General features: G+C 74.8%; 17 protein-coding genes. 8 read left to right on the forward strand and 9 right to left on the reverse strand.

What is annotated here, in order from left to right:
• Positions 1–7: 7 nt before the first annotated feature.
• From BTM25_RS27405 to BTM25_RS27415, 3 genes are read right to left on the reverse strand one after another with little or no spacing between them, the layout of a single operon-like run.
• A complete protein-coding gene (locus tag BTM25_RS27405) occupies positions 8–1132 on the reverse strand; it encodes an AAA family ATPase (RefSeq protein ID WP_103566281.1) in 1125 nt (374 codons plus the stop codon).
• Positions 1116–1904 (reverse strand): RNA ligase family protein, encoded by a 789-nt coding sequence (locus tag BTM25_RS27410; RefSeq protein WP_103566577.1) that lies wholly within the window; start codon positions 1902–1904, stop codon positions 1116–1118. The genes BTM25_RS27405 and BTM25_RS27410 overlap by 17 nt, the downstream gene beginning before the upstream one ends.
• 48 nt (positions 1905–1952) lie before the next feature.
• Positions 1953–4850 (reverse strand): helix-turn-helix transcriptional regulator, encoded by a 2898-nt coding sequence (locus tag BTM25_RS27415; RefSeq protein ID WP_103566283.1) that lies wholly within the window; start codon positions 4848–4850, stop codon positions 1953–1955.
• Between the two features lie 411 nt (positions 4851–5261).
• On the opposite strand from BTM25_RS27415, the gene BTM25_RS27420 reads away from it, so the two are divergent.
• The 4 genes from BTM25_RS27420 to BTM25_RS27435 are packed head-to-tail and all read left to right on the forward strand — an operon-like array spanning position 5262 to position 10582.
• Positions 5262–6980 (forward strand): ABC transporter substrate-binding protein, encoded by a 1719-nt coding sequence (locus tag BTM25_RS27420; protein ID WP_103566285.1) that lies wholly within the window; start codon positions 5262–5264, stop codon positions 6978–6980.
• Positions 6977–7978 carry an ABC transporter permease gene (locus BTM25_RS27425; RefSeq protein WP_103566287.1) on the forward strand — a complete coding sequence of 334 codons (1002 nt, stop codon included), beginning with the start codon at positions 6977–6979 and terminating at the stop codon, positions 7976–7978. Before BTM25_RS27420 ends, BTM25_RS27425 begins: the two co-directional genes overlap by 4 nt.
• On the forward strand, positions 7975–8787 hold the full coding sequence (locus tag BTM25_RS27430) for an ABC transporter permease (protein WP_103566289.1): 813 nt from the start codon (positions 7975–7977) through the stop codon (positions 8785–8787). Before BTM25_RS27425 ends, BTM25_RS27430 begins: the two co-directional genes overlap by 4 nt.
• Complete coding sequence (locus BTM25_RS27435; protein ID WP_103566291.1) at positions 8777–10582, forward strand: dipeptide ABC transporter ATP-binding protein; 1806 nt, start codon at positions 8777–8779, stop codon at positions 10580–10582. The genes BTM25_RS27430 and BTM25_RS27435 overlap by 11 nt, the downstream gene beginning before the upstream one ends.
• 66 nt (positions 10583–10648) lie before the next feature.
• Here BTM25_RS27435 and BTM25_RS27440 read toward each other — a convergent pair whose 3' ends face one another.
• The gene (locus BTM25_RS27440) at positions 10649–11683 is read right to left on the reverse strand and encodes an LLM class flavin-dependent oxidoreductase (RefSeq protein ID WP_103566293.1); all 1035 of its coding nucleotides are present in this window, start codon (positions 11681–11683) and stop codon (positions 10649–10651) included.
• 148 nt (positions 11684–11831) lie between these two features.
• Here BTM25_RS27440 and BTM25_RS27445 point away from each other — a divergent pair, with 148 nt between their 5' ends.
• The 3 genes from BTM25_RS27445 to BTM25_RS27455 all read left to right on the forward strand — a co-directional run bounded on the left by BTM25_RS27445 (position 11832) and on the right by BTM25_RS27455 (position 14120).
• Positions 11832–12407 (forward strand): TetR/AcrR family transcriptional regulator, encoded by a 576-nt coding sequence (locus tag BTM25_RS27445; RefSeq protein WP_103566296.1) that lies wholly within the window; start codon positions 11832–11834, stop codon positions 12405–12407.
• A 193-nt stretch (positions 12408–12600) separates the two neighbouring features.
• Positions 12601–13371, forward strand: coding sequence for an AfsR/SARP family transcriptional regulator (locus BTM25_RS27450; RefSeq protein WP_103566298.1), 771 nt, complete (start codon positions 12601–12603; stop codon positions 13369–13371).
• 11 nt (positions 13372–13382) lie between these two features.
• Positions 13383–14120 carry a thioesterase II family protein gene (locus BTM25_RS27455; protein WP_235828727.1) on the forward strand — a complete coding sequence of 246 codons (738 nt, stop codon included), beginning with the start codon at positions 13383–13385 and terminating at the stop codon, positions 14118–14120.
• 74 nt (positions 14121–14194) lie between these two features.
• On the opposite strand, the gene BTM25_RS27460 is transcribed toward BTM25_RS27455, so the two are convergent.
• Positions 14195–14944 (reverse strand): 2-oxo acid dehydrogenase subunit E2, encoded by a 750-nt coding sequence (locus BTM25_RS27460; protein ID WP_205648301.1) that lies wholly within the window; start codon positions 14942–14944, stop codon positions 14195–14197.
• Positions 14941–15168: an acyl carrier protein gene (locus BTM25_RS27465; RefSeq protein WP_103566582.1), complete on the reverse strand. Its 228-nt coding sequence runs from the start codon at positions 15166–15168 to the stop codon at positions 14941–14943. The genes BTM25_RS27460 and BTM25_RS27465 overlap by 4 nt, the downstream gene beginning before the upstream one ends.
• 137 nt (positions 15169–15305) lie before the next feature.
• Between BTM25_RS27465 and BTM25_RS27470 the strand changes: the two genes are divergently transcribed.
• Complete coding sequence (locus tag BTM25_RS27470) at positions 15306–15860, forward strand: allene oxide cyclase barrel-like domain-containing protein (RefSeq protein WP_103566303.1); 555 nt, start codon at positions 15306–15308, stop codon at positions 15858–15860.
• Here the strand turns inward: BTM25_RS27470 and BTM25_RS27475 are convergent.
• From BTM25_RS27475 to BTM25_RS30840, 3 genes are all read right to left on the reverse strand, one after another.
• Entirely contained in the window at positions 15857–17338 is a 1482-nt protein-coding gene (locus BTM25_RS27475) for an MFS transporter (RefSeq protein ID WP_103566306.1), read from the reverse strand. The two genes, BTM25_RS27470 and BTM25_RS27475, sit on opposite strands and share 4 nt — an antisense overlap.
• A gap of 88 nt (positions 17339–17426) precedes the next feature.
• The gene (locus BTM25_RS27480; protein WP_168212263.1) at positions 17427–18842 is read right to left on the reverse strand and encodes an FAD-dependent monooxygenase; all 1416 of its coding nucleotides are present in this window, start codon (positions 18840–18842) and stop codon (positions 17427–17429) included.
• Positions 18839–23044 (reverse strand): type I polyketide synthase, encoded by a 4206-nt coding sequence (locus tag BTM25_RS30840; protein WP_103566310.1) that lies wholly within the window; start codon positions 23042–23044, stop codon positions 18839–18841. Before BTM25_RS30840 ends, BTM25_RS27480 begins: the two co-directional genes overlap by 4 nt.
• Between the last annotated feature and the right edge of the window lies 1 nt (position 23045).

Raw genomic sequence — 23045 nt, forward strand, 5'->3', positions numbered from 1 at the left:
ACGCCGGTCAGCCCGTCGCGACCCACTCCACCCGGTGCGCCTCGGTCGGGTCCGGGGCCTCCCAGCGGCGCGCGAGCCGGCCGATCACCGCGTCCGGGACCGGGACGGGCCGCGCCCGGTTGCGGGCCCGCAGCACGTGCGGCGGCGCCTCCACCGCCACGACCTCCACCCGCGCCCGGTAGGACGCGGCCAGCCCCACGCACTGCTCGCGGAGCTGCCGCGACACGTTCGTGGCGTTCCACGCGAACGGCCGCCCCGCCCGCAGATGCCCCCGCGCCGCCTCGAACGCCGCCGCCGCGACCGGCCGCTGGTCGCCCGCCGGGTCCACGCCGAGCGCGCGGCGCAGCGCGTCCAGGCTCACCACCGGCACGCCGGGGCGGTGCGCGGCCAGCCACGTGTCCTTGCCCGCCCCCGGCAGCCCCGACATCACCGTCACCGTCGCGCGCGTGTCGTCGTAGGCGGCGTAGGACGGGTCGCGCCCGTCCTTGCGGAAGTACCAGAAGCGGGCGTGGTCGGAGGGGAACGCGCGCGGACGGTCCAGGCACTCCTGCTCGGCGCAGTACTCGGCGAACAGCGCGATGCTGTCCAGCACCTGCGCGGCGTCCCCGCAGACCCGGCCGAGCAGGTCGGCGGTCGCCAGCAGCGCCAGGTCGTCGTTGCGGGCCACGAGGCTCACCCGGAACGCGATCCGCTGCAGGTCCGGGCGCTCCAGCGCCCAGAACGGCACCTGGTGGTGGCGGACCAGCGCCGCCACGTGCTCCCGCCACGCCGGCGGCGCGCCCAGCTCCCACAGGATCCGCCGCACCATCAGGTCCCCGGCCCGCGAGTGCCCGGGCGCGGTGATCCGCCCGCCGTCCTCGTGCCGCGTGCAGGACGGCTTGGCGACGTCGTGCATCAGCACCGCCGTGAACAGCCGCACCCGCTCGGCCTCCGGACGCGCCCGGAACTCCGGCAGCGCCGCCATCGCCTCGCACGCCATCCGCGTGTGGACCTCCACGTCGCCCTCGGCGTGGTGGACGGCGTCCTGCGGCACCCCCGCAAGGTCGCGCACCCACCCGAACGCGTCCCGGATCCGGTCCCACGGGACGTCCCAGCGCGGCGGCGCCGGGCACAGCTCAGCCAGAACGCGCATACAGCACCCCCGGGTCGGCCAGGCCGTTGGCGACGATCGGGAGGTCCAGCCAGTGCGACCCCGCGTCCAGCACCGCCGTCACGAACCCCGCCCGGACCCACTTGTAGCGGCCCACCGTCCGGCCGCCCTCCTCCACCTTCACGTAGAGGCCCTCCATCTCCTCGGCCGCGTCGGTCTCGGCCGCGACCCGGCCCGGGTCGGCGCCGCCCGCCTCAGCGGCCGCGGCCAGCGCGTCCCGCCAGCGCGGCGTCCGGCACCTCGACGGCCCGACCAGCGCGGTCAGGTCCTCCAGCCGGCGCAGCGCGCCCTCGAACAGGACGGGCACCGCCGCCACCGGCGTCCCCGCCAGAAGCTCGGCGCGCGCGGGCGTGGACAGGAACGTCCCGTCCCGGCGGTCCAGGACGTCGAACGCGCAGAAGTAGTGCGGCAGCGCGTCGTAGAAGACGGTGTGCTTGGCGTACAGCCACTCCCCGTACAGGACGTACCGGTCGGCCAGGCGCGGGTGCAGCACGTCGCGCACCGACGCCGCCCACGCCTTCAGCGGCGCGAACTGCCGCTCGCGCGGCCCGCCCGACAGGTAGTGCCCGCGGCTCTGCAGCAGCAGCTCGCCGCCGGAGCCGAAGCTGATGCCCGCGTTCGCGCCGTCCAGCTTCTCCTCCACGACCAGGTGCCGTCCGGCGATCTCGGTGAACGGCGCCGCCGCCAGGTCGTGGTCGCCGGGCTGCAACCGCGACCCCGCCAGATGCCGCGTCCGCGGGTACTTGCGAAGCATGGAGCAGTTGTAACGGCGGCGGACGGCCCGCACCAACCGGTTTTCCCCTCAGCCGACCCCCGCCATCATCCGCGCCAGCGCCGCCCGCGACGTGATGTGCAGCTTGCGGTAGATCCGGGTGAGGTGGACGTCGACCGTCCGGGGGCTCAGCGACAGCTCCTCGGCGATCTCCCGCGTCTTGCGGCCGAGGCCCGCCCGCTCGGCGATCTCCCGCTCCCGCACCGTCAGCACCGCCAGCCGGTCCTCGGGGACCGGCGCGCCCGCAGGCACCCCGTCCAGGTCCAACCGCCGCAACTGGTCCTGCACCGCCGCCGCGCCGCTGCGCCGCGCCAGCTCCGCCGCCAGCAGCACCGCGCCCTCGGCCTCGGCGCGGCGGCCGAGCGCCGCCAGGCACGCCGCCTCCGCCGTCACCGCCAGCGCCTGCGCGTGCGTCGCGCCCGCCGCCGCGAACAGCCGCACCGCCTCCCGGTACAGCTCCAGCGCGCCGCCGGGGTCGCCGTCGGCGCGGCGGGCGTGCGCCAGCGCCGCCAGCGCGTGCCCGCGCGGCCCCGGACGGCACGCCGCGTCGGCCGCGTCCGCGACGTCGCGCGCCTGCTCGGCCCACTCGCCGGTCAGCGCCGCCGGGACCGGCGCCGCGCCCGTCCGCCGGATGTCCAGCGCCGCCGCCGTCAGCGTCTCCAGCGCCGACGCCCGCAGCCCGCGCGGCAGCGCGTGCAGGCCGCCGCCGCCCGCGTCCAGCAGCAGCATCATGCAGCGGCGCGGGTCGCCCGACAGGCGCGCCGCGACCGCCAGAGCGACCGGCGCCGCCGCGCTCCAGTGGAACCGCCGCTCGTGCAGGACCCGCTCGGCCTCCTCGCCCAGCTCCACCGCCTCGGCGGCCCGGCCCGTCCACGCCGCGGCCAGCGACTCCAGCACCAGCGCCATCCCGCGCACGTGGTCGGCGTTGACGCGCTCGGCGACCTCGCGGGCCTCGGCCGCCAGCCGCCGCGCCTCGCCCGGCCGGCCGCCGTTCATCCGCAGCGCCGCCTCGCCGACCAGCAGCACCGGCAGCAGGTGGACGTGGCAGCGCGTGCGGGCGATCGTCGTGCCGCGCCGCAGGTGGCGCCGCGCGTCCTCGGCCCGCCCGATCAGCGCCTCCGCCCAGCCGAGGATCCCGAGGTACTCCGGGTGCGCGGCCAGGTCGGCGTCCGACAGCCGGTCGGTGAGCGCGGCGGCGGCCGCCGCGTAGTGCGCGGCGCCCTCGGCGTCGTCCTGGAACGCGTCGCACAGCGCGCCGAGCGCCAGCGCGCCCACCTCGGCGACCCGGTCCTCGTGCAGCGCCGCCAGCCGCCGCGCCAGCTTCACCTGGTCGCAGGTCGGCGCGACGCCGTCGACCGCGCCGATCGCGCCGTGCGCGATGATCAGCGCGGTGGTCTCGCGCGGCGGGACGTCGGCCGGCAGCTTGGTCAGCTCGCCCTCCAGCAGCGACCGCGCCTTGGCGTAGTCGCCGAGCAGGCACACCACCAGCGTGTAGAACGCCGTCGTCCGCACCCGCACGTCGTGGTCGTCGTCGGCGGGGATGAGGCGCAGCGTCTCGTCCAGCAGGTCCCGGCTCTCGCGCAGCCGCCCCGCCACCCCGAGCGCCTCGGCCAGCCGCAGCATCGTCGCCGGCCGCGCCCGCCCCTCGCCCTGGAACCGCAGCGCGGTCCGCAGCAGCCGGATCGCGGTCTCGGGGTCCGACATCAGCGCGTCGTCGGCGGCGCGGCACAGCACGTCCAGGTCCGCCGGGTCCGGGCCGGACACGCAGCGCTCGACGTGGACGGCGAGCTGCGTCGCCGACGCGCCCCGCCCCGCCAGGAAGCCGGCCGCGCGGCGGTGCGCGGCGGCGTGCCAGCTCCGCTCGGTCCGGTCGTAGACGAGGCGGCGCACCAGCGGGTGCCGGAACGTGAAGTAGGAGCTGTCGCCGACCGGGCGGAGCAGGTCGCGGCGGGTCAGGCCGCCGAGCGCCGTCCGCGTCCCCTCCAGGCCGATGTCGGCGACGGCGGTGAGGGTGTCCAGGTCGGACTCGTCGCCGAGGACGGCCGCCGCCGAGATCACCCGGAACTCGCACGCGTCCAGGTGCCCGATCTCGTCCAGGATCAGCGTGGCCTGCTGCTCGGGCACCCGGCCGCGCTCGCGCTCGCCCGCCAGCGCCCGCAGGTACAGCGGGATGCCGCGGCTCTCGTTGTGCAGCTCGCGCAGCGCCGCGTCGGCGGCGGACGCGCCGAGCACCTCGGCGGACTGCTCGGCCGACAGCGGCGCCAGCTCCACCCGCCGCACCGTCCCGATCTCCACGCCGTGCGCCAGCGCGCCGCGCAGCCGCGCCGACGCCTGCCGGGGGCGCTGCGCGACGACCATCAGCAGCGGCGCCGCCAGCGGGCGGTGGACGAGCTGCTCGACCATCTCCACCGAGCCGCCGTCGGCCCAGTGCGCGTCGTCCAGCAGCACCACCAGGCCGTCGGAGGAGCACGCGCTCAGCAGGATCCGCATCGTCTGGTACAGCATGTGCCGGTCCGCGTGCTGCCCCGGGTCGCCCCACACCCACGGGCTCCCCATCAGCTCGATGAGCCGGTCGCGGGTGCCGCGCGGCAGGCTGTCGACCAGGTCCGGCGCGCCCTCGGGGCACAGCGCCATCGCCAGCGTCCGCAGCAGCGCGTTGCGGCGGCTCTCGGTGTAGCGGTCGTGCATGACGCGGATCCCGCGCGCCGCCGCCTCCCGGGCCGTCTCGTTGAGCAGCCACGTCTTGCCCATCCCGGGGTCGCCGACCAGTTCCACGACCTGCGCGCGGCTGCCCCCGAGACCGTCGAGCGCGGCGCTCATCAGCCGGGACTCGCTCCGGCGGACGCCCCGGGTACGGGGACCGCGCCTGATGCCTTCCACCACTGACCGGTTCCTCTCGTTGCACTCCGCGCGACCCCCCGTGACCATGGCGGGACGAGAACTCCGGGACGCCCCCGCGGCTGCCTGACTGGACGTTGACAAGGAACACGAAAACCGTAGTCCGGGCCGGTTACGCCGAGGTAAAATCCCGGCACTCGCCGTATGCCCGTGTTGTCTACCTGAAAACTAGGAAAGTCTTCGGGAAAATGAGCGGGAAAATTGGCTCCGCCCGAGGCGCAGAGGGCTTCGCCGGGCCTGCCGAGCCGCGCTCGGCGCCGCCGTCCGGCGCTCGGGGAACGGCCGGTTCCGGCCGTTCTCGAATTCGGATCCTTTCATTGTGCGCACGTGCGGTCAAGGTCGCCCGATTTCCATTTAGGTCAGTTTAAGGTTTCATTTAGACGCGTCCGGAACGATGGCGCTTACGGTGCCGCCGCATATCTGTGCAGAAAGTGAGTTCCGTTGGACGACGTCTCGCCTTTCCGCCCCGCCGCGGACGGCGGTCCCCACGACGCCCACCCTGCCCGCGCGCCGCGCCGCGCGCCAGGGCGCGCCCCGGCCGGACCCGGCCCCGCCGCCCGGCGGACGCGCGGCCCGGCGGCCGTCGCCGCCCTCGGGCTGGCCGGCGCGCTGGCCGCCGCGTGCGGCGGCTCCGGCCACGCCGGCGGGGACGCCGCGGGCCTCACCTACGCCAGCGCGGGCCTGGTCAACTGCCTGGACCCGCAGGCGAGCGCGTCCCGCCTGATCTCCATCATCGACCGGAACCTGTTCGACTCCCTCGTCGCGACCGGGCCCGACGGGAGGATCCAGCCCTGGCTCGCCACCAAATGGGAAGTCTCACCCGACGGTAAGGCCTACACGTTCCATCTGCGCTCCGGCGTGACGTTCCACGACGGCACCCCGCTGGACGCCGCCGCCGTCAAGGCGACGATGGACCACGCCGTCGACCCCAAGACCAAGTCGGTGTACGCCTCCAGCCTCCTCGGCCCCTACACCGGCACCAAGGTCGTGGACGCCTCCACCGTCCGCATCGGCCTGTCCAAGCCCTACGCGCCGCTGCTCCAGTCGCTCAGCACGCCCTACCTCGGCATCCAGTCGCCGAAGGCGCTGCGCGCGTCCTGCACCAAGCCGGTCGGGTCCGGGCCGTTCTCGTTCGTGAGCTGGACGCAGAACACCAGCATCGTCCTGAAGCGCAACCCGTCCTACGCCTGGCAGCAGGCCACGGCCAAGCACACCGGGCCCGCCAAGCTCGCGCAGCTCACCTTCCGGCTCGTCCCCGAGGACGGCGCCCGCTACGGCGCCCTCACCAGCGGGCAGGCCGACCTCATCGACGACGTCCCCACCGCGAACGTGAAGGCGCTGAAGAGCGCGTCGGGCCTGCGGTTCCTCCAGAAGGACATCCCGGGCACCGTCGAGAACATCACGTTCAACGCGAGCCGGCCGCCGCTGAGCGACGTGAAGGTCCGCCAGGCGCTCCAGCGCGCCGTCAACGTCGACCAGCTCGTCAAATCGGTGTTCACCGGCGTGTACGCCCGCGCGTGGAGCGTCCTCAGCCCCGCCACCCCCGGCTACACCGCGTCGCTGCGGAACTCGATCCCCTACGACCCGGCCGCCGCCGCCAAGCTGCTGGACGAGGCGGGCTGGACCGGACGCGACTCCGCCGGCTACCGCACCAAGGACGGCAAGCGGCTGTCGGTGCGCTGGCCCGTCGGCGCCCAGCTCATCCGGCCGTCGGAGAACATCCTCGCCCAGGGCGTCCAGGCCGAGGCCAAGAAGGCCGGCATCGAGATCCAGTACGTCTCGGAGGACTCCGGCGCGTTCGTCCGCGACGTCCTCGCCGGCAACCTCGACCTCTACATCAACAACTGGCGCGCCCTGAACCCCGACATCCTGCGCAACATGTACGCCTCCGACCGCGTCCCGTCCGTCGGCGGCAGCAACATGTTCCACCTCAAGGACCCGCAGCTCGACGGCTGGCTCAACAGCGCCGCCGCCAGCGAGGACGCCGCCGCCCGGCAGAAGGCCTACGCCGACGCGCAGACCCGCATCGTCCAGCAGGGACTGTCGCTGCCGCTGTTCGTCCCGTCCGAACTGCTCGGCGTGTCCGGCAAGGTGCAGAACCTGAACTTCGACGCGTCCCTCTACCTGCAGTTCTACGACGTCTCGCTGGGCAAGGCGTGAAGCAGGACCCGGGCGCCGAACCGGACGCGCCGCCGTCGGGCGCACCGCGCGGGGGCGGCCGCGCCGCCCTCGCGCGGTGGGTCGCGCGGCGGCTGCTGCTCGCGGCCGTCGTCGTGCTCGGCGCGGCGACCGTCACGTTCGGGGCGCTGCGCCTGGCCCCCGGCGACCCGGTCAAGGTCATGGTCGGGCTCAGCGCCGCGCAGAACCCCGAGATCGTCGCCCAGGCCCGGCACGAGACGGGCTTCGACCGCCCCCTCGCCGTCCAGTACGCCGACTTCCTCGGCGACCTGGCGCGCGGCGACCTCGGCTGGTCCTACCAGCTCCAGGAGTCGGTCCCTGCGGTCATCGCCGACAACCTGTGGCCGACGGTGTCGCTGACGCTCACCGGGTTCGCGCTGGCGCTCCTGGTCGCGGTGCCGCTCGCCGTCGCCACCGCCGGGCGCCGCCCGGCCTGGCGCGCCCTGTCGTCCCTGCTGGAGCTCGTGACCGTCTCCATCCCCGGCTTCTGGGTCGGGCTGCTGCTGCTCACGTTCTTCTCCTTCCGCCTCCACGTGTTCCCCGCGACCGGCGGCACCGGGCTCAGCGGCCTCGTCCTGCCCGCGATCACCCTCGCCCTCGGCCTCGTCGGGCTGTTCACCCAGATCCTGCGCGACGGCATGGCCCGCGCCCTGGACCAGCCGTTCGCGCTCAGCGCCCGCGCCCGCGGCACCGGCGAGACCGCCGTCCGGCTCCGGCACGCCCTGCGGCACGCCCTCATCGCGATCAGCACCATCTCCGGCTGGACGGTCGGCGCCCTGCTCACCGGCGCCGTCGTCGTCGAGACCGTGTTCGGGCGCCCCGGGCTCGGCCGCGTCCTCGCCACCGCCATCCAGAACCGCGACTTCCCCGTCGTCACCGGCATCACCATCGTGTCCGGCGCCCTGTTCACCCTCATCACCCTCGGCGTCGACCTCCTCTACCGCGTCGTGGACCCGAGGCTGCGCGAGGCGCCCGCATGAGGCGGATCCCCGCCGCGCTCGCCGCCGCGGTCCTGCTCCTGGTCGCCGTCGCCGCGCTGTGGCCCGGCCTGCTCGCCACCGACCCGCCCAACGCCGTCGACCCCACGCAGGCGCTCCTCGGCCCCGGGCCCGGGCACTGGTTCGGGACCGACCAGCTCGGCCGCGACATCTACAGCCGCGTCGTGCACGGCGCCCGCCCGTCCCTGCTGCTCGGCCTCGGCGCCACGCTCGTCGCGGTCGGCGCCGGCGCGGTCCTGGCGATGGTCGCCGTCGTCGGCGGACGCGTCGCCGACGAGATCGTCATGCGCCTCACCGACGTCCTGCTGGCCTTCCCCGGCGCGCTGCTCGCCCTGCTCGTCGTCGCGATCCTCGGCCCCGGCACCGGGAACGCCACCCTGGCGATCGGCGCCGCGTTCGCGCCCGGGTTCGCGCGGCTCGTGCGCGGCGAGGCGCTGGTCGTCCGCGAGTCCGACTACGTCCGCGCCGCGACCGTCCTCGGCTACCGGCGCGCCGAGGTGTACCTGCGGCACGTCCTGCCGAACGCGCTGCCGCCGCTGCTCGTCCTCGCGACCCTCAGCGTCGGCACCGCCGTCCTGGCCGGCTCGGCGCTCAGCTTCCTCGGCCTCGGCCCGCAGCCGCCGAGCCCCGAGTGGGGCGCGATGCTGTCGGCCGGACGGGACCTGCTCGGCAGCACCTGGGCCATCGCGGTGTTCCCCGGCGCCGCGCTCACCGCCACCGTCGTCTGCGTCAACATCGTCGGCCGCGACCTGCGCGACCGGTTCGAGGGGAGGCGTCCGGGTGCCGGATGACGACCGCCTGCTCGCCGTGGAGGACCTCCGCGTCGGCTTCGGGACCGTGGCCGCCGTCCGCGGCGTCGACCTGGACCTGCGGCCCGGCGAATGCCTCGCCGTCGTCGGCGAGTCCGGCTCGGGCAAGAGCGCCACCGCCCGCGCCCTGGTCGGCCTGTCGGGCGGGACGGTCCGCGCCCGCCGCATGGAGCTGGCCGGACGCGACCTCACCGCCCTGCGCGACCGCGAGTGGCGCGCCGTGCGCGGCGGCCGGATCGGGCTGGTCCTGCAGGACGCCCTGTCGGCGCTGGACCCGCTGCGCACCGTCGGCGCCGAGATCACCGAGACCCTCGCCAACCACCGCACCGTCGACCGCTCCGCCCGCCGCGCCCGCGCCGTGTCGCTGCTCGGGCAGGTCCGCGTCCCCGAACCCGAGGTCCGCGCCCGCCAGCACCCCCACGAGCTGTCGGGCGGGCTGCGCCAGCGCGCCCTCATCGCCTCGGCCATCGCCGCCGACCCGCCGCTACTCATCGCCGACGAGCCCACCACCGCCCTCGACGTCACCGTCGCCGCGCAGATCCTCGACCTGCTCGCCGAGCGCAAGGCCGCCGGGACCGCGATCCTGCTCATCAGCCACGACCTCGCCGTCGTCGCCCGCCTCGCCGACCGGATCGCCGTCATGCACGGCGGCGTCCTAGTCGAGGAGGGGCCGCCCGGCGAACTGCTGCGCGCCCCCGCCCACCCCTACACGCGGGAACTGCTCGCCGCGATCCCGTCCGCGCACGCCCGCGGCACCCGCCTGTCGGTGCGCGCCGCCGACGGCGCCCCCGCCGACGGAGGCTGCGGGTACGCGGCGCGCTGCCCCCTGGCGACCGACCGGTGCCGCACCGAGCCGCCCGCCCGCGTCGCCGTCGCCGACGGCCACCACGCCCGCTGCTGGCGCACCGACGCGCCGTGGCCCGCCCCGCCCGCCCGCACGGCCCGCACCCGCGACACCGCCGCCGCCGACACCGTCATCGAGGCGCGCGGCCTGGCCAAGGCGTTCCGCGGCCCCGACGGCGCCGCGCGCCCCGCCGTCGCCGGCGTGTCGTTCACGCTGCGCGCCGGCCGCACCCTCGGAATCGTCGGCGAATCCGGATCGGGCAAGTCCACCACCGCCCACCTCGTCATGGGCCTGCTGGAGCCCGACGACGGCACCGTCGCGCTGCTCGGCCGCCCCTGGTCGCACCGGCCCGAGGCCGAACGGCGCGCCCTGCGGCCCCGGCTCCAGCTCGTCCAGCAGGACCCGCTCGCCTCGTTCGACCCCCGCTACACCGTCGAGCGGATCATCGGGGAGGGCCTCGGGCACCCCGGCCGCCGCGCCGCCCGCGCCCACCGCGACGCGATCGCCGCCCTGCTGCGCCGCGTCGGCCTGGACGCCGCGCTGCTGGACCGCCGCCCCCAGGAGCTGTCGGGCGGGCAGCGCCAGCGCGTCGCCGTCGCCCGCGCCCTGGCCCCCGGGCCCGCCGTGCTGGTCTGCGACGAGCCCGTGTCGGCGCTGGACGTGTCCGTCCAGGCGCAGATCCTCGACCTGCTCACCGATCTTCAGGACGACCTCGGCGTCGCGCTGCTGTTCATCTCCCACGACCTCGGCGTCGTCCACCACATGAGCGACGACGTCCTGGTCATGCGCGACGGCGCGGTCGTGGAGTCCGGGCCCGTCGAGGACGTCTTCCAGAACCCGTCCCACCCCTACACCCGCGCCCTGCTCACGGCCCTGCCGAGCATCGACGCCGGGGACCGCCCCGTCGTGCTCGACGGCCCCGCCGACATCTGAGGAACGGACGACGTCCCGGCGCCGAACGGGCGCGCCGGGACGTCGCCGGGCGGGGAGCCCCCGGCGCTACAGCGCCAGGCCCTGGGGGAGCGGCGCGGAGCCGAACAGCTCGCGCAGCCCCGTGATGGAGCGCCGCCGCGCCGCCGGGTCGGTGACCATCGACACGACCATCAGCTCCTCGGCGCCCGTGCGCTCCAGCAGGTCGGCGAGCTGGGCGCGCACCCGGTCCGGGCCGCCCGCCACCTGCGGCGCGAGGAACTGGTCGCGCCAGGCGGCCTCCTCGGCCGTCCAGGGGTGGGCGGCGGCCTGCTCGGGCGTCGGGAACGGCTCGGGCGGGCCGGTCAGCGACTTCAGCAGCGCCAGCGCCGCCGGGACGTTGCGGAAGCGGGCCTCTTCGTCGGTGTCGGCGACCGTCACGCCCGCCGCGATGATCGAGTACGGGCTCGACAGGTACTCCGACGGCCGGAACTCGCGGTGGTAGGTGCGCAGCGCCGCGACCGAGTTCTGCGGGCTGAAGTGGTGCGCGTGCGCGAACGGCAGGCCCCGGTGCGCCGCCATCCGCGCGCCGTTCTCGCTGGACCCGAGGACCCACAGCGACGGCTTGCCGGTCAGCGGCGGGTTCGCCGCGACCTTCTGCAGCGGGTGCCCGGCGGGGAAGTCGGCGCGCAGGAACCCGAGCAGCTCGGCGAACTGCTGCTCGAAGTCCAGCGCCAGGGCGTCCACCCGCAGGGCGCGCGCGACGCCCGGGTCGTGCGGTGGCGTCCGGCCGACGCCGAGGTCGACGCGTCCGGGGTACAGGGCGCTGAGCGTGCCGAACTGCTCGGCGACGACGAACGGCGCGTGGTTGGGCAGCATGACGCCGCCCGTCCCGACGCGCAGGCGGGTGGTCGCGCCGCCGACGGCCGCGGCGGTGACGGTCGGGGACGAGCTGGCGATGTTGGGCGAGTTGTGGTGCTCGGCGATCCAGTAGCGGGTGAAGCCGAGCTCCTCCACGTACCTGGCCTGCTCCAGGGTGGCCCGCAGAACGCCGGACGGGGTGGACTCCACGTCCACCGGCATGATGTCGAGGACGGACAGCGGAAGCGGGGCGAGGTCGGTCATGCGGCTCAAGGCTCCTGTCAGGGCTGGTGAGGTGGTCGTTGCCGGGGGGCGGCGCTGGGCCGCGTGGGAGAATCGGTCGGGTCTCGTACTATGAGGAGCACTGCTCCAGAAATATACGGAGCAGTGCTCCGATTGACAAGGGGGAATCATGGCCGCCGCACGCACCCCGGGACTGCGCACCGACGCCCGGCGCAACCGCGAGACCCTGCTCGAAGTGGCCGCGACGGTCTTCGCCGAGCAGGGCACCGAGGCGTCGCTGCGGGACGTGGCCCGCCGCGCGGGCGTGGGCATCGGCACCCTCTACCGGCACTTCCCGACCCGCGACGCGCTCCTTGAGGCCGTCCTGCACGACGGCCTGGACGCCCTGCGGGCCCAGGCCGAGGAGTCCCTGGACGCCGAGTCGCCGGGCGCCGCGCTGGCGGCGTGGCTGGAGCGGTTCTCCGCCGGCGCCGGCGGCTGCCAGGGCGTGCCCGGATCGGTGATGGGCGCGCTCCAGGACGAGCGGTCGGAGCTGTTCGCGGCGTGCTCGGCGATGCGGACGTCGGTCACCCGGCTGCTGGAGCGCGCGCAGGAGGCGGGCGAGGTCCGCCGCGACGTCGACGCCGACGACCTGCTGACGATGGCCGCGGCGGTGGGCTGGGTCGCCGAGCACGGCGACCGGGCCCGCGTCGCGCGCGTCCTTGAGGTCCTGAACGACGGCCTGGGCCAGGGGGATCCTTCATGACCGGCTCGTTCCGTTTTCGCGCGCAAGGGACCCCGCCATGATCGCCGCCGAATCTAAAGCCGCGCTAATCCACAAGTGATGTAGGTCTCTTTAGCGGAATGTACGTATTTCCTCTGATGCGGCCTGAGCGGCGGTCTTGGCACGGTGATGCCGAGTCAGAATCCTGACGGCAACCAGGACCCCGGGAGCATTAGTGCGATACGAGATCCTCGGCCCGCTCCGCGTCGTCGACGGGGACGACGTGCTGACCATCAGCGCGCACAAGATGGAGGTATTGCTCGCGACACTGCTGATCCGTTCCGGCCAGGTCGTCTCGCTCGACCAGCTCATCACCGAGATCTGGAACCACGATCCGCCCAAGAGGGCCACCGCCGCCCTGTACGTGTACATCTCGCAGCTCCGCAAGCTGCTGAGCGGCGGCGGGCGGGCCACCAGCCCGATCCGCACCCGCACCCCGGGCTACCAGCTCTGCCCCGGCGGCGACGAGCTGGACCTGGAGCAGTTCCAGGACCTCGTCAACGCCGGCCGCCAGGCCACCCGCGCCGGACGCCACGAGCAGGCCGTCGCGGCCTACCGCGAGGCGCTCGGCCTGTGGCGCGGTCCCGTGCTCAGCGAGCTGCGCGACGGGCCCATCGTCACCGGGTTCGTGTCGTGGCTGGAGGAGGTGCGGCTGGAGTGCAGCGAGAAGCTCGTCGAGTCCAGCCTCGCCCTCGGCTGGCACCGCGAGGTGATCGGGTTCCTGTACGCCCAGGTCACCGAGCACCCGCTGCACGAGGCGTTCTACCGGCAGCTCATGCAGGCCCTGTACCGCTCCGAGCGGCGCGCCGACGCGCTCAACGTCTACCAGCTCGCCCGCACGACCCTGCGCGAGCAGCTCGGCCTGGAGCCGGGCCGCGCCCTGCGGGAGACGCAGCAGAGCATCCTGGTCGCCGACGAGCGCCTGGACGTCCGGACCGCCGTCTGATGGGGACCGCAGTGAACGACGCAGCCTGGATCCGCCGCTTCCACCCGGGGCCGGAGGGGGTCCCGCTGGTGGTGTGCCTCCCGCACGCGGGCGGCTCGGCGAGCTTCTACCACCCGCTGTCGGCGGCGCTCGCCCCGCACGCGGAGATGCTCGCCGTGCAGTACCCCGGCCGCCAGGACCGCCGCTCCGAGCCGTTCGCGGCGACGATCGACGAACTGGCCGACCGGATCGCGGCGGCGCTGCGTCCCTGGCGCGACCGGCCGCTGGCGCTGTTCGGCCACAGCATGGGCGCGCTGGTGGCGTTCGAGACGGCGCGGCGCCTGGACGACGTCCCGGTGCTGTTCGCCTCGGGGCGGCGCGCGCCGTCGCTGGTGCGGCCCGAGACCGTCCACGCCCGCGACGACGCCGGGCTGCTGGCCGAGCTGCGGCACCTGGCGGGCACGCAGGCCGAGCTCCTCGGCGACGAGGAGCTGCTCGGGCTGATCCTGCCGTCGCTGCGGGCCGACTACGCCGCGCTGGACGCCTACCGGCTCCCCGCCGACGCCGAGCCGCTGGACTGCCCGGTCACGGTGCTGGTCGGCGACGCCGACCCGGTCACCCCGGTGGAGGAGGCGCGGGCGTGGGAGGCGCACACCACCGGCCCGTTCGACCTGCGGGTGCTCCCCGGCGGCCACTTCTTCGTGGCCGACCAGCGCGCCGCCGTCGCCGCGCTGATCCTGGACGGCCTCGGCGCCGGCGCGGCCCGCTAGGACGACGGAGACGACGGAGACGACGGAAGCGGCGGCCATCCCGAATATGGCCGCCGCTCCCGTACGCTGAGGGGTCAGAAGTTCTCCAGGCCGTCCTTGACGTCGGCGAGCAGGTCGGCGGCCTCGGCGCCGTCGATGACGCGGTGGTCGAAGGACAGGTTCAGGCGCATGACCGGGGCCACCGCGACCGCGCCGTCGCGGACCACCGGACGGTCCAGGATCCGGCCCACGCCGAGCGTCACCGTCGTCCCGCCGAGCGAGTGGAAGCCGTCCACCGGGCGGTGCCCGAGCGAGGTCACCGAGAACGTGCCGGTGGTGTCGGGGCGCTTGTCCAGCGCCCGCGCGGCCAGCTCGTAGGCCGCCCAGCCGACGGCGGCCGGCAGCCGGTGCAGCAGCCGCGCGCCCGCGAAGTCGGGCAGCGTGTGCGGGTCGCCGTCGCGCAGCGCCTCGACGCGGTCCTGGACGGCGTCCAGATCGACCCGGTCCAGGTCCTTGACGAGCCCCGACAGCACCACGCGGTGGCCGTTCAGCGTCCGGTCCAGGGTCAGCTTGCCGTTCACCGGGGCGTACCGGGCGACCTTCGGCGAGAGGCCGCCCCCGATCGCTGCGTTGGCCTCCGGATGCTTGGCCAGCGCCCGTCCCGCCGCGTGGAGGACGTAGGCGACGATCGAGTACCGGCGGCCGGTCTCCCGGTGCTCCAGGACGCGCGTCATGTCGATCTCGGTGTCCAGGAACACCGGCGGGACGCGGCGCAGCCGCGCGAGGAACAGCAGCGTGTGGCGGCGCTCGCGGGCGATCGCGGCGATGTCGGCCAGGCCGCTCACGGCGCCACCGCGAGGTCGTAGACGCCGGCCAGGCTGGACGTCTCCAGCACGTCGGGCAGCGAGATCCGGCGCCCCGTCGCCCGCTCCAGCGCGGTCAGCAGCGCCAGCAGGTGGACCGAGTCCCAGCCGTCGAGCCGGTCGAACGCCACGCCCACGGTCTCGGTGGTCACCGCAAGGCCCAGCTCGTCGCGGACGAGTTCCACGAAGTCGTCGATGGTGTTCACGCCGCCCATCGTCGCGGCCCGGACTAAAGCCCGCCTTACTCCGAATGAATCGGCGAAACGGCGTCCAAGACTCGCTTTAGGCGAGCTTTCCATCATCAGGTGCACTTTCCACCGAAGAGATCGGAAGAGGAATCGCCATGCTGAAGTCGCTCGCCGCCGTCGCCGCGCTGGCCGCCGCGACGGGTTCGATCCTGCTCGTTCCGGGCTCGGCGAACGCCAAGGACGCCAAGGGCACGAAGAAGTGGGGGCCGATTCCCACCGCGATCTGCAAGGAGTGGCCGAGCCTGACCGACGTCCTCATCTGGCAGAAGGAGACCATCCCGCCGGGCGAGGGCCTCCAGATCGGGACCGACACGATCTACCACGACAAGCTCGTCGACCCGACGGGCGCGACGGTCGGCTACGAGGACGGCCGCATCACCGTCATCCAGAAGCGCGCGTCCGACGGGCACTTCATCGGCTGGATCGAGCAGACCGCGACGATCGGGAACAACGAGTTCAAGACGTCCGGCCTGTTCGACATGACCGAGGTCATCTTCCACGGCGGCACCGGCCACATGTTCGCGGTCGGCACCCGCGGCGCCTACAAGGGGTGGGTGGGGGACTGGACCCTGAAGGTCGAGGCCCCCACCGTCGAACCCAAGATCTGGCAGGCGCACGACACCGTGAACATCTGCAAGATCAACCGCTAGGCGGCCACCGCCGGCGCGGAGGCGCCCTCCACGGGGTCGTCCTCGTGATTGACCCCGTGGAGCAGGATGAACCCCGCGATCGCCGAGGCGGCCATCAGGCCCGCCCCGATCGCGAACCCGACGTGCAGGCCGCTGTTCAGCGCCAGCTCCGGGGCGTGCCCGGACTTGGCCTGGTCCTCCGTGCGGCTGGTCACGAAGCTCGACATGATCGCCAGGCCGAGCGCGCCGCCGACGTAGCGGGTGACGTTGAGCAGCGCGGACGCCAGGCCCTTGTCCTCCGCTGAGACGCCCATCAGGCCCGCCGTCATGATCGGGAAGAACACGATCCCGAGGCCGAGGCCGAGCGCGGTGGACGGCAGGATGACGTCGGTCAGCAGCTCGCCGTCGGCGGAGATCTGCGTGAACCAGGCCAGCGACACGGCCGACACGACCGAGCCGAGCACCATCGTGTAGCGCAGCCCCATCGCCTTGACCAGCAGCGGCCCGAGCGCGGCCACCACCAGCAGCATCGCGGTGAGCGGCAGGAACGACAGGCCGGTCTTCAGCGGCGAGTAGTGCAGCACCTCCTGCTGGTAGAGCGTCGCGCAGAAGAACGTGCCGAACATCGCGCTGCCGCACAGCGCCGACACCGCGTTGGCGCCGGACACCGCCCGGATGCGGAAGATCGACAGCGGCATGATCGGCTCGCCCGCCAGGTACCGCTCGTGGACGAGGAAGTACACCAGCAGCGCGACGCCGCCGCCGAGCAGGGCGATGGTGCGGCCGGACGTCCAGCCGTGCGTGTCGGTCTGCGCCATGCCGTAGGCGATGAGGCACAGGGCGGCGGTGCCGCTGACGGCGCCGACCAGGTCGAACTTGTGGCGCTTGTTCTCGCTGGTGCCCGACGGCAGGAACATCAGCGCGGTGACGACCAGGACGAGCCCGATCGGCAGGTTGATCCAGAAGATCCAGCGCCAGCCGGGGCCGTCCACCAGGACGCCGCCGAGGATCAGGCCGAGCGAGGTCGAGATCCCCGCCGCCCCGCTCCAGACGGCCATCGCCAGCAGCCGCGGCTTGCCCTCGGGGAACATGATCGCGATGAGGGCCAGCGTCATCGGGATGATGAACGCGGCCGTGAGGCCCTGGACGCCGCGCGTGACGACGAGCGTGAACGCGTTCTGCGCCACGGCCGACCCGAACGAGGCCGCCGTGAACAGCACGACGCCGCCGAGGAAGATCCGGCGGTGCCCGAACAGGTCGCCGGCGCGCCCGCCGACGAGCAGGAAGCCGCTGAACAGCACCAGGTAGGCGTTGACCACCCAGGGCAGGTCGGCGGCGGAGAAGTCCAGCTCGCGCTGGACGGTGGGCAGCGCCACGTTGACGACCGTGACGTCGATCGCGTCGACCAGGCCCGCCAGGCACAGCGCGAACAGCCCGATCTTGTGGGCGCGCGTCCAGGTGAACGAGTCCGGGAGACTCTGCTGCTCTGTTTCGGTCATGGCCACCTTCCGGTGCGGCTTCGGGAATAGAATTGGAGCGGCGCTCCGATAGTAACGGAGCGCCGCTCCACTTCCAAGCGCGGCCGGGTTAACGGCGGGGGCCGAACCAGCGTCCGAGCGCCTCCGCCAGGTCGCCGCCGCCCTCGGCCGCCACCCAGACCACGTGCCCGTCGGGACGGACCAGCGCCGCCGGGACGTCCGCGCCCGGCAGCGGCTCGCGCACGACCAGGTCGACGCGGTCCCGCCGGCCGTCCAGGGCGCCGTCCGGCACCCCGCCGCCGAAGTCCAGCAGCGCGCCCCGGCCCGGCTCCAGCTCCACCCGCAGCCGCCGCCCGACCAGCGGATGCGCGCCCTCGCCGCCGAGCGGGTAGCGGACGCCCAGCCCCATCACCGTCTCGGCCAGGAACCGGTTGGTGTCGGGCAGCGCGATCAGCGCGGCGAACAGCTCGCGCAGCGGCTGCGCGCTTTCCGGCGGGGCCGCCAGCGCCTCCTGCGCCTGGACGTTCACGCAGATCCACCGGCCGACCGGGTGCCGCTCGCCGTGGTAGGTGTCCAGCAGCCCGTCCGGCGCCCACCCGCCGATCTCGGCGGCCAGCTTCCAGCCCAGGTTGGACGCGTCGTGGAAGCCCGCGCTGAGCCGCTGCCCGTTGAACGGGAAGAACACGTGCGCGGCGTCCCCGGCCAGGAACACCCGGCCGCTGCGGTAGGCGTCGGCGTTCGCGGTCGGGTTCCGCGTCCGGACGAGCCACCGCGCGGTCGCCTTCTTGAACCGGGTGCCGGTCAGGCGCTCCACGCGGTCGTTCAGCTCGTCCAGCGTGACGGGCGCGTCCGGGTCGGCGGGCGCCACGCCCCACTCGGCCGTGTTGATCCGCCAGACGCCCGGCTCGGCGGGCGTCCCCGCGTACGTCCCGCCGACGGGGGAGTAGGACGCGCCGACCTGCTCGGGCAGCAGGTCGGCGAAGTCCGCCTCGATGTCGCCGAGCAGCCCGTAGAACTTGGCGTCCCGCAGCGGGAACCCGATCCCGGCGAGCCGCCGGACGGTGCTGTCCGGGCCGTCGCAGCCCACGACGTAGGACGCCGTCAGCGTCTCGCCGCCGTTGCAGGTGACGGTGACCGCGTCGTCGTCCTGCTCCAGCCCGGTGACCTCCGCGCCCCGCACGACCGTGACGCCCAGCTCCCGCGCACGGGCTTCGAGGTGCCGCTCGATCCGCCACTGCGGGACGATCATGGACGGCGGGTGCTCGGCCAGCACCGGCGCCAGGTCCAGCCACAGGTTGGAGAAGTGCGCGGCGGGCAGGTCCATCGCGTACTGCCGCAGCGGCTCCAGCAGCCCGCGCTGCTCCAGCAGCTCCACGACCGCCCCGTTGATCGCCATGCCCGGGGACCGCAGGTCGGTGCCGTCCCGGCGCTCAAGGACGGTCGCCGCGACCCCGGCGGCGCCCAGCTCGCAGGCCAGCGCCAGCCCGACCGGTCCCGCTCCGACGATGACGACCGCAGTGCTCACGAGGATTCCTTCCGCAGATGGTGGACGAGGTCGCGGGGCGTGGGGTGGTCGTAGATCGCGACGGTCGGGACCACCACGCCGGTCGCCGCGCGGAGCCGGTTGCTGAACTCCAGGGCGGTGAAGGACGAGAACCCGGCGTCCAGGAACACGTCGTCCGGCCCGAGCGGCTGCCCGAGCGTCTCGCCCGCGTAGGTGACGACGGCGTCCAGCAGCAGCGCGTCGCCGTCCTCGGGCGCGGCCTCGGCCAGCCGCCGCAGGAACTCCGCGCCCTCGGGCGAGGCGTCGGCGAACGCCAGGTGCGGCGCGGCGGCGGGCAGCTCGGCGACCAGCCGGGGGTCGCGCAGGGACGGGACGAACGTCGCCCAGTCGATGTCGGCGACCACCACCGCCGGGCGCCCCTCCGCGACGGCCTCCTCCAGGACGGACGCGGCGGGACCGGCGACCGAGGCGTCCACGCCCCAGGCGACGGCGAGCGCGGGCAGCCCCTTCTGGCGGCGACGCCGCGCCAGCGCCTCGGCGTAGGCGGCGGCGCCAGCGTCCTCGGCCGGGCCGCCGAACACCGCCGCCGTGGAGGTGAACATGACGAACGCCGTCAGGTCCAGCGGCTCGGTCAGCTCGTGCCACCGCCGCAGGACCGGCACCGGCATCGGCTCGGCGAGCACCACCGCCGTCAGCGGCGGCAGGTCGCCGGTCACGGCCGCCAGCAGCGCGCCCGGGTCGCATCCGGCGACGGTCACCGGGACGTCCACGCCCTCGGGCAGGGGCTCGGTGAGGACCAGGTGCTCGGCGCCGTTGCGGGCCAGCCAGCGCGCCGCGTGCCCGCCCGCCCCGACGACCAGGACCGTCCCCGACGGCCGCCACCGCGCGGCGGCGGGCGCCGCCTGCTCCAGCCGGGGCGCGAACGCGCCCGTGCCGCGCAGCGCGATGCGCTCCTCGCCGTCCTCGGCGCCGAGGACGTCGGGCAGCCGGTCCAGGGCGGGGGCGTCCAGCAGCTCGGGCAGGTCCACCAGCCGCGCCGGCAGGCCCCACAGCTCGGCCTGGACGGGGTCGTCGGCGACGACGTCGGACGGGCCGACCGCGACCGTCGCGCGCGTCGCGATCCACAGCGGCGCGGTGACCTTCGCGGTCTCCAGCGCCTCGATGAGCGCCCGGTTCGCGGCGACGCCGGGCAGCAGGGACAGGACCCCGGCGGGCGCGGCGCCCGCCGGGACCGCGTCCGGGCCGGGCACCGCGACGACCTCGTGGCCGTGCGCGGTGAGCGCGGCGGCGATCGCGGGCTCGTCCGGGCCGACCAGCAGCCACGTCCCCGGCCGGGACCGCGCCGGGGCCTCCGGGACGGCCCGCCACCCGACCCGGAACCGCCAGTCGCGCTGCCGGCGCAGCGCCGACAGCGCCGGGAGCAGTTCGGCCAGCGCCGCGCGCCCGCCGCCGTCCACGTCCAGGCACGCCGCCAGCTCCGCCAGGTCGCCGCCCTCGACGGCGTCCCAGAACCGCCGCTCGGGCGAGGCGCCCTGCGCGGTCTCGACGGGACGGGCGTCCAGCCAGTAGCGGCGCCGCTCGAACGGGTACGTCGGCAGGTCCGCGTGCCCGGCCGGACGCGGCCCGACCACGCGGCCGAAGTCGACGTCCGCGCCGCGCGCGTGCAGGCGGCCGAGCGCGGTGAGCAGCGTCCGCCGCTCGGGCCGCCGGGACCGCAGCGCGGGCGCGAACACCGCGCCCGACTCCGGCAGCGCCGCGTGCGCGAGCGAGGTGAGCACCGGGTCGGGGCCGAGTTCGAGGTACACGCGGGCGCCCGCCGCGTCCAGCGCCCGCACGCCGTCGTGGAACCGGACGGCGTCGCGGATGTGCCGCACCCAGTACTCGGGCGTCGCGACGTCCCCTTCGGTGTTCGCCGCGATCGGGATGCGCGGCCTGCGGTAGGTCAGCGTCTCGGCGACGGCCCGGAACGCGTCCAGGACGCCGTCGGTGTGCGGGGAGTGGAACGCGTGGCTGACCTTCAGCGCCTTGGACTTGAACTCCCGGCCCACACGGGCGACGGACTCGGCGTCGCCCGACACCACGACCGAGCGCGGGCCGTTGACGGCGGCGATGGACACCGTCGCGTCCAGCAGCGGCAGGACCTCTTCTTCGGTGGCCTGGAGCTGCGCCATCGCGCCGCCCTCGGGTAGGTCCTGCATGAGGCGGGCGCGGGCGGCGACGAGCGTGCACGCGTCGTCCAGGTCCAGGACGCCCGCGACGTGCGCGGCGGCCAGCTCCCCGATCGAGTGGCCGAGCAGGTGGTCGGGCGTGACGCCCCACGACTCCAGCAGCCGGAACAGCGCGACCTCCAGCGCGAACAGCGACGTCTGGGTGAAGCGCGTCTCGTTCAGGCGCGGGTCGTCGCCGAACATCACCTCCTTCAGCGGGAGGCCGACGCGCTCGGCGATCGCGTCCAGCGCCGCGGCGAACACCGGGTACGTCTCGTACAGCTCGCGGCCCATCCCGGCGCGCTGGCTGCCCTGGCCGGTGAACAGGAACGCCAGCCGGCCGGGCGCGGCGACGTCCTTGACCACGTTGGTGGCCGTGTCGCCCTCGGCGAGGACGTCCAGGCCGCGCAGGAACTCCGTCCGGTCCTGCGCGACGACGACGGCGCGGTGCTCGAACGGGCTGCGGCCCGTCGCGAGCCCGTGGGCCACCTGGAGGTCGGTCGTCTCCGGGCCGAGGCGGTCGCGCAGCCGCCGGGCCTGCCGCCGGAGCCCCTGCTCGGTCCGCGCGGACAGCACCCACGGCAGGACGCCCGGCGTCGCCGGCTCGTCGGTCCCCTCGGGGGCGGGCGGCTGCTCCACGATGACGTGCGCGTTCGTCCCGCTGATGCCGAACGACGACACGCCCGCGCGGCGCGGACGGCCCGTCTCCGGCCAGGCGCGGGCCTCGTCCAGCAGCTCGACGCTGCCCGCGTCCCACTCGACGTGCGGGGTCGGCGCGTCGATGTGCAGCGTCTTCGGGAGCCGTCCGTGCCGGATGGCCTGGACCATCTTGATGACGCCCGCGACGCCCGCCGCCGCCTGCGTGTGCCCGATGTTGGACTTCAGCGCGCCGAGCTGGAGCGGGTGCTCGCGGTCCTGCCCGTACGTGGCGAGGAGCGCCTGCGCCTCGATCGGGTCGCCGAGCGTCGTGCCGGTGCCGTGCGCCTCGACCGCGTCCACATCGCCGGGAGCGAGGCGCGCGTCGTCCAGCGCCTGCCGGATCACGCGCTGCTGGGACGGGCCGTTCGGCGCGGTCAGCCCGTTGGACGCGCCGTCCTGGTTGACCGCGCTGCCCCGCACCACCGCCAGGACCGGGTGGCCGTTGCGCTGCGCGTCCGACAATCGCTCCAGCAGGAGCAGACCCGCGCCCTCGGCCCAGCCGGTGCCGTCGGCCGCGGCGGCGAACGGCTTGCACCGGCCGTCGGGCGCCAGGCCGCGCTGACGGCTGAACTCCACGAACAGCGTCGGCGTCGCCATGACGGTCACGCCGCCCGCCAGCGCCAGATCGCAGTCGCCCTTGCGCAGCGCCTGGCTCGCCAGATGCACCGCGACCAGCGACGACGAGCACGCCGTGTCGACCGTGACGGCCGGGCCTTCGAGCCCGAACGTGTAGGCGACGCGGCCGGACGCGATGCTCGGCGCGCTCCCGCTGCCCAGCACCGCCTCGAACTCCTCCGGCGGCGCGACCATCAGCCGCGCCGCGTAGTCGGAGTACATGACGCCCGCGAACACGCCCGTCCGCGAGCCGCGCAGCGAGACCGGCCCGATCCCGGCCCGCTCCATCGCCTCCCACGTCAGCTCCAGCAGCAGCCGCTGCTGCGGGTCGATCGCCAGGGCCTCGCGCGGGCTGATCCCGAAGAACTCCGGGTCGAAGTCGGCCGCGTCGTAGAGGAAGCCGCCCTCCCGCGCGTACGTCTTGCCGGACGCGCCCGGATCGGGGTCGTACAGCTCGTCCACCGCCCAGCCCCGGTCGGCGGGCAGGTCGCCGACGACGTCCAGCTCCTGCTCGACCAGCCGCCACAGCTCCTCGGGGGAGCGCACCCCGCCCGGGTAGCGGCAGCTCATCGCGACGATCGCGATCGGCTCGTCCTGCTTGGCCTCCACCTCCTCCAGGCGCTTCCGGGTGCGCTGGAGGTCGGCGGTGACGCGCTTGAGGTAGGCGACGAGCTTGTCTTCGGTGGTCTGCTCAGTGGCCATC

The organism is Actinomadura rubteroloni, assembly GCF_002911665.1.
GTDB classification, from domain to species: Bacteria; Actinomycetota; Actinomycetes; order Streptosporangiales; family Streptosporangiaceae; genus Spirillospora; species Spirillospora rubteroloni.

What these genes read in the sequence shown, in the direction of transcription:
- BTM25_RS27405 (WP_103566281.1), bottom strand. Translation starts at nt 1,132, where the DNA reads ATGCGCGTTCTGGCTGAGCTGTGCCCGGCGCCGCCGCGCTGGGACGTC.
- BTM25_RS27410 (WP_103566577.1), bottom strand. Translation starts at nt 1,904, where the DNA reads ATGCTTCGCAAGTACCCGCGGACGCGGCATCTGGCGGGGTCGCGGTTG.
- BTM25_RS27415 (WP_103566283.1), bottom strand. Translation starts at nt 4,850, where the DNA reads ATGGTCACGGGGGGTCGCGCGGAGTGCAACGAGAGGAACCGGTCAGTG.
- BTM25_RS27430 (WP_103566289.1), top strand. Translation starts at nt 7,975, where the DNA reads ATGAGGCGGATCCCCGCCGCGCTCGCCGCCGCGGTCCTGCTCCTGGTC.
- BTM25_RS27440 (WP_103566293.1), bottom strand. Translation starts at nt 11,683, where the DNA reads ATGACCGACCTCGCCCCGCTTCCGCTGTCCGTCCTCGACATCATGCCG.
- BTM25_RS27445 (WP_103566296.1), top strand. Translation starts at nt 11,832, where the DNA reads ATGGCCGCCGCACGCACCCCGGGACTGCGCACCGACGCCCGGCGCAAC.
- BTM25_RS27470 (WP_103566303.1), top strand. Translation starts at nt 15,306, where the DNA reads ATGCTGAAGTCGCTCGCCGCCGTCGCCGCGCTGGCCGCCGCGACGGGT.
- BTM25_RS27475 (WP_103566306.1), bottom strand. Translation starts at nt 17,338, where the DNA reads ATGACCGAAACAGAGCAGCAGAGTCTCCCGGACTCGTTCACCTGGACG.
- BTM25_RS30840 (WP_103566310.1), bottom strand. Translation starts at nt 23,044, where the DNA reads ATGGCCACTGAGCAGACCACCGAAGACAAGCTCGTCGCCTACCTCAAG.